Below are 9,630 nucleotides of genomic sequence, written 5' to 3'. Positions count from 1 at the left end.
GTACCCCCAACAAGACTCGAACTTGTATCTAGTGTTTAGGAAACACTTGTTCTATCCCTTGAACTATGGGGGCAACAAACGCGCAAATTTAAGCCTTTTTTATAAAGAACCTTATTAGATGCAAAATATTTAAAAATGGGAAAAAGAAATATAAATTTATAATTATAAGGGAAAATGAGTTGGCTTAATCTCTATACTATGGTATTTAAGAGAAGGTTTTAGCTCAAATCCATTTTAAAAAGCAAAACCACCATAGTAATCTTCAGTATCGTTTCGTCTCTGACTAATTTTTTCTAAAACATGCGATTTTTCTTCGTTTGCATCCAAGCAAATACCTTTAGAATTGGGCGACAAATATTTATACAGGTTTTTTTATCTTTCATAATAATTTAGAATGGTTTTAAATAATGCGCAAAGAAATGAAAAATATAGATATAATTATGTATCTTAGTAAAAAAGAAAATATTTTTTTGATTTCAGGCTTGTTGTTTCAAAAACGTTAATTTTGAATAAATGACAATAGTGTTGTTTTTTAAATAACAATAAATATTACCTTTGTGAAATAAAAAACAGCGGTCTGTTTTTGATAACGATTATATATAAAAATTGCATTTATGAAAGTAAAATCTATTGAACATATTGGAATTGCAGTTGAAAACTTAGAAGAGAGTATAAAGTATTATGAAGATATTTTAGGTCTTAAATGTTATGCTATTGAAGAGGTTGAAGATCAGAAAGTAAGAACGGCGTTTTTTAAAATAGGAGATATCAAAATTGAGTTGCTGGAATCTACAGATGTAGAAGGTCCTATTGGAAGGTTTATTGAGAAGAAAGGACAAGGTGTACATCACATCGCTTTTGCTGTGGATAATGTAGAGGAATCTTTGCGAGAGGTTGAAAGAAATGGAGTAAAACTTATTGATAAGCAGCCTCGGAAAGGTGCAGAAGATTTACAAATTGGTTTTTTGCATCCAAAATCAACAGGAGGAGTGCTTACAGAATTTTGTGCGGAAAAATAGACTTTTAGCTAGTTTAAAATAATTATAATGCAGATTCAATCAAAGATTAACAAATTAATTGCTATGCGTGAAAAAGCTGCTCTTGGTGGCGGTGAAAAGCGTATAGATTCTCAGCACAAAAAAGGTAAATACACTGCACGCGAGCGCATTGATTTGCTGCTTGATGAAGGTAGCTTTGAAGAGTTTGATATGTTTGTAACCCATCGGAATACGAATTTCGGGATGGATAAGAAACATTTTCTTGGAGATGGTGTAATTACAGGTCACGGAACAATAGATGGTAGAGTAGTTTTTCTTTACGCACAGGATTTTACTGTTTTTGGAGGTTCTCTATCGGAGTCTTATGCAAAGAAAATTTGCAAAATTATGGATCAAGCCATGCTTGTTGGTGCTCCTCTAATTGGTATTAACGATAGTGGTGGAGCTCGTATTCAGGAAGGCGTGAATAGCCTTGCGGGATATGCTGAAATCTTTCAACGTAATATTTTAGCAAGTGGGGTTATTCCACAAATATCGGCCATTTTTGGACCTTGTGCCGGCGGTGCTGTATATTCTCCGGCATTAACCGATTTTGTAATTATGAGCGATCAAACCAGTAATATGTTTGTTACAGGTCCGGGGGTTACAAAAACAGTTACCGGAGAAGATATTTCTACAGAGGATTTGGGTGGTGCAAATGTTCATTCCTCAAAATCCGGAGTGTCGCATTTTAGGGCGGATGATGAAGATGAAGGAATATTAATCATTAGGAAAATGATTGAATATTTACCTCAGAATAATTTAGAAGATCCAATTCAAACCGTTTGCGACGATCCCATAGACAGAATAGAGGATAGTTTAAATGAAATTATTCCTGAAAGCCCAAATCAGCCTTACGATATGAAAGATGTTATCTATACCTTGGTTGATAATCAGGAGTTTTTGGAATCGCAACGTAGATGGGCAAAGAATATTATTACGGGATTTGCTAAATTTAATGGCATGCCTACAGGAATTGTTGCTAATCAACCTAATTATTTAGCAGGGGTTTTAGATATAAATGCTTCACGAAAAGCTGCTCGTTTTGTTCGTTTTTGTGATGCTTTTAATATACCAATTCTTACTTTAGTTGATGTTCCTGGTTTTCTTCCAGGAAGTAAACAAGAGCATAATGGTATTATTTCTCATGGTGCAAAATTGTTATTTGCTTATGGTGAGGCTACGGTACCTAAAGTTACTGTTACCTTGCGTAAATCGTATGGTGGCGCACACGATGTGATGAGTTGTAAACAATTGAGAGGAGATTATAATTATGCTTGGCCTACAGCAGAAATTGCAGTTATGGGAGCTAAGGGAGCAGTTGAAGTTCTAGAAGGAAAAAAATTGGCATCTATGACGCAAGAAGAAGCCTTAAAATTTGTAACTGAAAAAGAAAAAGAATATACCGGTTTATTTGCAAATCCGTACGAAGCTGCTCGATATGGTTATATCGATGATATTATAGAGCCTAGAAATACTCGCTTTAGAGTTATTAGGGCATTTAGTACTCTTGCTACCAAGAAACAAACAAATCCGCCTAAGAAACATGGAAATATACCTTTATAAAATTCTGTTGATATGAATTTAATTTCTCTTACAATAAATTGGAATTTTGCAATAAGTCTCAGTATAATCGGCTACTTAATAGTTTTGTTAGCTTTATTATTTTTATTTTTTATCTATACTTTAATCCCTAAAATACTTGAATTTTTTACTAAGCATTATATAAGAAAGGCAGTTAAAGTCGGTGATGAAGAATGTAATCAGAAACCGCTTACCGGTGAAGCGAGTGCTGCAATTACAGCTGCGTTATATTTGTATTTAAATGAGCAGCACGATACCGAAAGTGGTAAAATAACTATTAAAGAGGTGTCAAGAAAGTATTCTCCTTGGAGTTCTAAGATATATGGAATGAGACAACCGTTGACAAAATAAACCTGCATAAAATGAAAAAATTCAAATTTAATATTCACGGCAACAACTATAATGTAGAGATAAAGGATGTAGATGGTAAGTCGGTTAAAGTAGAGGTTAACGGAAGTTGCTATAAGGTGGAATTGGAACAAGAAGTGAAAACCATTAAAACTCCCAAGTTGATGCGCTCGGCTGTTAAGACTCATAAAGCATTACCAAAAGTTGAGTCTGGAGCTTTTAAAATAAATTGTCCGTTGCCGGGAACTATTATGTCGCTTATGGTTAGTGAAGGATCTGAAGTGAAAAAAGGAGATACCTTACTTATTTATGAAGCTATGAAGATGGAAAATAAAGTATTGGCTGAAAAAAATGGAATAGTAAAGAATATTCGTGTTCATGCCGGTGATAGTATTTTACAGGGAGAACTTTTATTAGAAATACATTAAGATGCAATTTAGACGTTTACTAACAATTATAGGTGCCATTGCTGTTATAAGCTTTGCTTCCTCTTTCTTTTCTTTTGGGAGTGAGTCGAAAGTTAATGAGAAAACAGTAACGCAAGTTGAAACCGCAGTTGATAAAGATATGGGTAATATTTTTGATGTTGCTCTTGAGGGTATCACAAGATTTGTTGGATATTCAGGTTTTGAACATGTTACAATAGGGCATATAGTTATGATATTTATTGGTATTGGATTTATTTTTCTGGCCATAAAATTCGACTATGAACCACTTCTGCTTATTCCTATCGGATTTGGAGTTTTAATTGGAAATATACCTTTTGCAGAAGGTGCGGGCTTAAAATTAGGTATTTATGAAGAGGGGAGCGTGCTTAATTATTTGTATTTCGGTGTTAAATATGGAATATATCCACCTTTAATATTTTTAGGAATAGGAGCTATGACAGATTTCTCTTCTCTTATATCAAATCCTAAGCTTATGCTTTTAGGAGCCGCAGCACAAGTAGGTATCTTTCTTACATTTATTGGTGCTTTGGTTTTGGGATTTGCTCCTCCGGAAGCTGGTGCTATTGGTATTATTGGTGGTGCTGATGGTCCAACAGCAATATTTCTTTCGTCTAAATTGGCAAATGGACTTAATTTTTATGAAGGAAAACGAGTTTTAAATCTCATTGGACCAATAGCTATTGCAGCATATTCATATATGGCTTTAGTTCCTGTTATTCAGCCTCCCATAATGCGCTTGTTAACAAGTAAAAAAGAACGTTTGATTAGGATGAAACCACCTCGTATGGTGCCAAAGATTGAAAAAATAATGTTTCCAATAATAGGTTTTTTACTTACCGGTTTTATTTCGCCAAGTTCTATTCCGCTTTTAGGAATGCTCTTCTTTGGGAATTTATTAAAAGAGAGTGGTTTTACCAAACGTCTTGCCGATACTGCACGTAATTCCCTAATAGATATTGTTACTATTTTATTGGGCATAACAGTAGGTGCAAGTACGCAAGCGACAGTGTTTTTAAAAGACACATCGTTGATGATTTTTGGTCTTGGTGCCGCATCGTTTGTAATTGCTACTGCCGGTGGAGTATTATTTGCTAAAGCAATGAATCTTTTCCTTTCGGATAATAATAAAATTAATCCTTTAGTTGGAGCTGCGGGTGTTTCTGCCGTTCCTGACAGTGCTCGTGTAGTTCAGAACGAGGGTTTAAAATATGATCCTTCAAACCATTTATTAATGCATGCTATGGCACCTAATGTAAGTGGAGTGATTGGAAGTGCCGTTGCGGCAGGTATTTTGCTGAGTTTCTTATCCTAAAAGAGATGTTATGCTCAACGCTACGAGGGTTTTAAACCCTCGTAGCGTTCTTGAGCCCTCGTAGCGTTTTTTTAGATTTTAGTTTGTTACCGCTTCTTCTAAACCATCGTCAGTCATTATCCAGTATTTTCCTGACATGCTCCTGCGACTGTGATGCCAATAGTGCCATTGGAAATAATTCCTCGCTTCTCTATCGATGAAAAGTGTTTTCCCTTCAGGAACTTTTATCTCGAAAGTTACTTCTTGATCGCGCCATTTTTCATTTAATCTTAAAGTGAAATAAGGATCTATTTCCAGATTATTTCCATCTATTTTAAAATGGTATTTAGTGCTTTTTAGTCGCTCTTTTGCAGCTTCGATATTTTCCCCCCTTACACTTGTACGAATTACTAACTCAAAGTCTTCATTATCGGCTTTGCTGAAAGTAAGCCCCGAATTGCCGTAAAAGATATCATCCGAGCAAAACATTAGTTTATCATCTTCAAAATAAATTGAACCTAATGATTTCTGTTCTAGTTCTTTATAATATTTTAAGTTGTAAACGCTAAGGTTTAAAGTGTCGCTTCGGATTGAATCCATAGTGTTTACTACAATTTGCTTACTTTCGGTTTTAAACTCTTCAATTGTTTTTACTGAAAGAGTGAAGGCTACCATAATGGCAAGCACCCATAAAATTACTGCGCTAATCCCAAATATTTTCTGACGACCAAGATTAAAAATTAAACGAATCCCACTGAATATTAAACCTACTACAGGAATAAAAAGCACTAAGAATAAGGCGATATTTAAAATTAACTCATAAGGAGTAGTTATTATATAACTGTTTAGAAATGCCGGAAATGAAATGGCTTCAACACTAAATTCCTCGAATTGTATGGCAGGTGTTAATCCCAAATAAGTGGCTGCAAATACCATACTTAATGCTATGCCAACAATAAGAAATATAATACCAAAGAGAATGGCTAAGATTCTGAAAAAAATTCTTAAAATATTAATGAGAAAATGACCGAACTGATTTAATCCACTGATCGAGTCCTTCTTTTTTTTTTTCATAACATCGCCAGCCTCATTTGAAAAATCCTGAAATCTGTTTTTTAGAGATTCCAACTCTTCTCTAACTTTCTTTTCAATGGTTTTTATATCTACTGTTTCGCCTTCCATCTCTATTTTTTCAGCCGTTGTTGAGGCGTATGGAGTTAGAATCCAGAGTGTTAAATATACAATAATGCCAACGCCACCAATTAATATTGTTAAAACAAAAATTAGACGGATAATAACAAGATCGATGTTAAAATAGGCTGCTAATCCCGAGGCTACACCACCAAAAATTTGATTGTCGGGGTCACGGAAAATACGTTTGTTAGAATATATTCGTTTATGCCTTTTTGGTGAACTTCTTTCACTTTCTTCATCCATCTCAAAAGGCTGACCCAAAGTTTCAATGATGAATTCAACATCTTTAAGAGTTACTATTTGTTGTATGTCTTTAATACGTGTTTTTAGGATTTCGGCTATTCTGGCTTCAATATCCATTACAATATCGTCGCCGCCTTCTGTATTTTTAAAATGCTTTTTCAGCGTTTTTAGATAATTGTTTAATTTCTCGAATGCGTCTTCATCTATATTAAAAAGCAATCCGTTTATGTTTATAGAAAATGTCTTTTTCATCTGTGACTGTTTTTTTTAATGAATGATTTGGTTTACGGTTTTGTTTAGGTCTTCCCAAGATTGTTTTAATTTATTTAGCGTTTCTTTTCCGTCAGTGGTTAATTGATAATATTTTCTTGGTGGACCGGAAGTAGATTCTTCCCATCGGTAACTGAGTAGACCTTCGTTTTTTAAGCGTGTAAGCATAGGGTAGAGGGTTCCTTCAACTACAATTAAGTCAGACGCTTTTAGCGTATCAATTATATCTGACGCATAAGCATCTTTCTTTGAAATTATAGATAAAGTACAGAGCTCTAATACGCCTTTTCGCATTTGAGTTCCAATACTATTGGATACGGTTTTTTCCTTACTCATTGTTTTTGTTTGTAATGATTTGGCAAATATATATAAAAATTATAGTACTATGCAATACAAAGTAGTGAAATATATATAATAATAGAATAAAAATAATATTTATTTATAAGTATCTGAAAAGCAAATAGATACAGCTGTAAAATAAATAATTTTTGGGGAATTTATATCAAATTTAGCTTGTTAGAGGTAAATTTTAATAAAAATCTATAGCACATTTAGGATTCTTTTGTTTGAAACTAGCAATTTTTTTAGCAGATACTCTGGAGTTGTATATCTTTAATAGAATTAAATCGGGTAAACCTTCCAAAGGTTTAATGTTACTAATTTTGGTATTATAAGCAATTAGTTTTTCTAAATGTATAACGTTATTTAGTTCTTTCAGATTCTTAATTTCTGTTCCGGAGATATCTAATACCTTAAGTTGCGACAAGCCTATTAGCCATTCTAAATTATTGATAGGAGTATTGTTTAGGTAAATAAACTCCAAATTTGTAAGGTATTGCAGAGAGCTCAACTCACCAATTGGATTTCTGGAAAAATCAACTTCTCTTAAATAAGAAAGATTTTTTATTGGAGACACATCGGTTATTTTGGTGTCGTTAATTTTTATTTTTCTAAGGTGTTTTAGTTTAGCAAGAGGTGATAGACTGTTAACCAATCTGTTTTCTTTTATTTCTAATGATCTTATTTGGATTAGTTTATGAAGGCTCTCTACGTTTGGCTTTTGTGTCCAATGCATATGATCTGTAAAGATGGCTTTCCACGAAGGTGATAAATTAGTCCACCAGCTAATTAATTCTTTGCTTTGATAAATAAGAAGGATGTCTTTCTTAAGCTCAATAAAGTCTTCAAACTGTTGCGTATCGATTTTTGTGTTATCGGCACTTAAATAACGTAGGTTTTGTAATTTTTCTAAGGCTTTTAGATTGTTTGCTTCTGTATTATCAATAGAAAGGTGTTTAAGATTAACTAATTTATTAAGCGGACTTAAATCTTTTACTAAACAAGAAGACAAATCTAATTCTTCAATTAGATTTAAACTTTCAATGGAGTAAAGATGTTGTACTTTAGTATTTGAAAAGTTTAGTATACGCATTTCTCTTGCTTCGCCAATTCCATCTAAGCTACTGATTGGGGTATTGGAAGCATTTAGATTTTGTAAGTTTTTCAGCTTCTCTAAAGGCAATAGGCTTTTTATTAAGTTATCTCCGGCAATATTAATCTCCTTAATGGTAGTTATTTTGTGTAATTGTTCTTTTGTTGGAATAGAATCCAGTTCTGCAATATTTGCAAAAATAGTCTTCCATCTTTCAGGTAATTCATCCCACCACATTTGCAATTGTTTACTTTCGTATACAACTAAAATATTAGGGTGCTCCTTCATAAATTTTATAGCTTTTTGACGTCCAAGCAGGCTGTTATCACAATATACTTTTTTAAGGTTTGCTAGCAATCCTAAGCCTTCAAGGCTGATAATTTCTGTGTTCTCACAATAGAGGGTTTCCAGTTTTTCTAATGTAGATAAGGGCTCTAAATTATTAACAGTCGTATTATTACAGTACAGTACTTTTAATTGACTAAGTTGTTGTAAATCTTCAAGAGATTCTATCTGTTCATTATCGCTAATGTCAAGATAGTTAAGTGTTAAAAGTGAGTTTAATGGTGCTAAATCCGTAACAAGTGTATTACGCATTTTTAAATCTTCTAAAGATAGCATTCCAAGACCGGCTTTTAAATTATCAATTTCTGTATTTGAAATATCGAGTATTCTTAAATTACTGAGATTTGAAAGAGGTTCTATGTTGGAAATGCCGGAATTAGATAAGTTTAATATAGCCAGTTCCATAGAATAGATTAAAGGATCAACAGACTTGATAAAAGTATTGGCGCAGTTTAGAGTGTGTAATTTGGTTAAATTTCGGAGCGGGTAAATATCTTGTACTTGTGTAAAAGAAATATCTAAAGTTCGCAAATTGCTCAATTTGCTTATTGGCTCTAACTCGGTAATTTCAGAATTCCCCGAAAGATTTAAATCACTAATTTCTAATATTTTGTTTAAAGCTTTAAACACCGATTCTTTTTGCTTAATTTGGATAGAATCATTTAGCCAAATAGTGTCGTAAGTATAAATGGGAGCGTATGCTGTAGTATCTTTCTCGGTATCTAAAAAGGATAAAGTATCATTACTTAATTCGGGAGTCTCTGATGCTGTAGGTTTCAGAATAAAATAGTTTTTGTCTACTATCATAATATCGGAAAAAGATATAGAATCCGAGACAACAGCACGTGTTCCTAAAATATCTTTCCAAGTTTGGGAGAGGAGATTCCACCAACGAATATTTTCTTCATTTTCGTTGAGCTTGGTTGTGTAAATACTGGCAATTTTCAAATCTCTTCTGTCACTATCTAATTCTATTTCCACAAAGCGTTGCTGGTCGTTAGAAATACTATCTCCTTTGATATCTATCGCATCTAAAGTTCGTAAAATATTACATAGAAGAAAGGGCTTGTTGTTTTCATCAATTTGAACATCTATGGAAAGTATATTAAAAGTAAAATGGGCGGTTTTAAAAAAGAAATCCACATCTTTAAGGTAGGCCTGAACATCTTTGTTTGTGACTGTTTCTCTACTTGCATCCAAATCATCTTCAACTTGCACTTTGTCATCACGAAACATTTTAAGAAAGGATTCGCTAATGATAATATCTTTTTCTTTGGGCGAAAGCTCGTTATCTCCAATAGCATTTAAAGTAAATTCTAAGTAGTTAATAAGTTCTTCGCCTTCAACTTTAAAATCGGCAATCTCGTCCCTGCTTAGCCCTTGGCCAAAGGTATTTAATGTTAAAAGTACACCCAAGAAAACGAATAATTTCCTCAT

Annotated in this window: 8 protein-coding genes and 1 tRNA gene; 5 read left to right on the top strand and 4 right to left on the bottom strand. The window is 33.4% G+C overall.

All coding sequences use genetic code 11. The features are described from left to right. Position 1 precedes the first annotated feature (1 nt). Positions 2 to 73, bottom strand: a tRNA-Arg gene (locus J7K39_08920). A gap of 541 nt (positions 74 to 614) precedes the next feature. Between J7K39_08920 and mce the strand changes: the two genes are divergently transcribed. The 5 genes from mce (at position 615) to J7K39_08895 (ending at position 4,730) form a co-directional block, all read left to right on the top strand. Continuing rightward, entirely contained in the window at positions 615 to 1,019 is a 405-nt protein-coding gene (gene mce, locus J7K39_08915; GenBank protein MCD6180010.1) for a methylmalonyl-CoA epimerase, read from the top strand. 27 nt (positions 1,020 to 1,046) lie between these two features. Further along, positions 1,047 to 2,603: an acyl-CoA carboxylase subunit beta gene (locus J7K39_08910; protein MCD6180009.1), complete on the top strand. Its 1,557-nt coding sequence runs from the start codon at positions 1,047 to 1,049 to the stop codon at positions 2,601 to 2,603. A gap of 12 nt (positions 2,604 to 2,615) precedes the next feature. Further along, a complete protein-coding gene (locus tag J7K39_08905) occupies positions 2,616 to 2,972 on the top strand; it encodes an OadG family protein (protein MCD6180008.1) in 357 nt (118 codons plus the stop codon). Positions 2,973 to 2,983: 11 nt separating this feature from the next. Then, positions 2,984 to 3,397 (top strand): biotin/lipoyl-binding protein, encoded by a 414-nt coding sequence (locus J7K39_08900; GenBank protein MCD6180007.1) that lies wholly within the window; start codon positions 2,984 to 2,986, stop codon positions 3,395 to 3,397. A 139-nt stretch (positions 3,398 to 3,536) separates the two neighbouring features. Then, positions 3,537 to 4,730 (top strand): sodium ion-translocating decarboxylase subunit beta, encoded by a 1,194-nt coding sequence (locus tag J7K39_08895; protein ID MCD6180006.1) that lies wholly within the window; start codon positions 3,537 to 3,539, stop codon positions 4,728 to 4,730. Between the two features lie 78 nt (positions 4,731 to 4,808). Here J7K39_08895 and J7K39_08890 read toward each other — a convergent pair whose 3' ends face one another. From J7K39_08890 to J7K39_08880, 3 genes are all read right to left on the bottom strand, one after another. After that, positions 4,809 to 6,398: a PspC domain-containing protein gene (locus J7K39_08890; protein MCD6180005.1), complete on the bottom strand. Its 1,590-nt coding sequence runs from the start codon at positions 6,396 to 6,398 to the stop codon at positions 4,809 to 4,811. Positions 6,399 to 6,413: 15 nt separating this feature from the next. After that, on the bottom strand, positions 6,414 to 6,752 hold the full coding sequence (locus J7K39_08885) for a PadR family transcriptional regulator (GenBank protein MCD6180004.1): 339 nt from the start codon (positions 6,750 to 6,752) through the stop codon (positions 6,414 to 6,416). A gap of 193 nt (positions 6,753 to 6,945) precedes the next feature. Next, positions 6,946 to 9,630 carry a leucine-rich repeat domain-containing protein gene (locus J7K39_08880; protein ID MCD6180003.1) on the bottom strand — a complete coding sequence of 895 codons (2,685 nt, stop codon included), beginning with the start codon at positions 9,628 to 9,630 and terminating at the stop codon, positions 6,946 to 6,948.

It is taken from the genome of Bacteroidales bacterium, assembly GCA_021157585.1.
Taxonomy (GTDB): Bacteria; Bacteroidota; Bacteroidia; order Bacteroidales; family UBA12170; genus UBA12170.
Note: the sequence above shows the minus strand (reverse complement) of the source record. Positions and strands in the feature narration are given on the sequence as shown.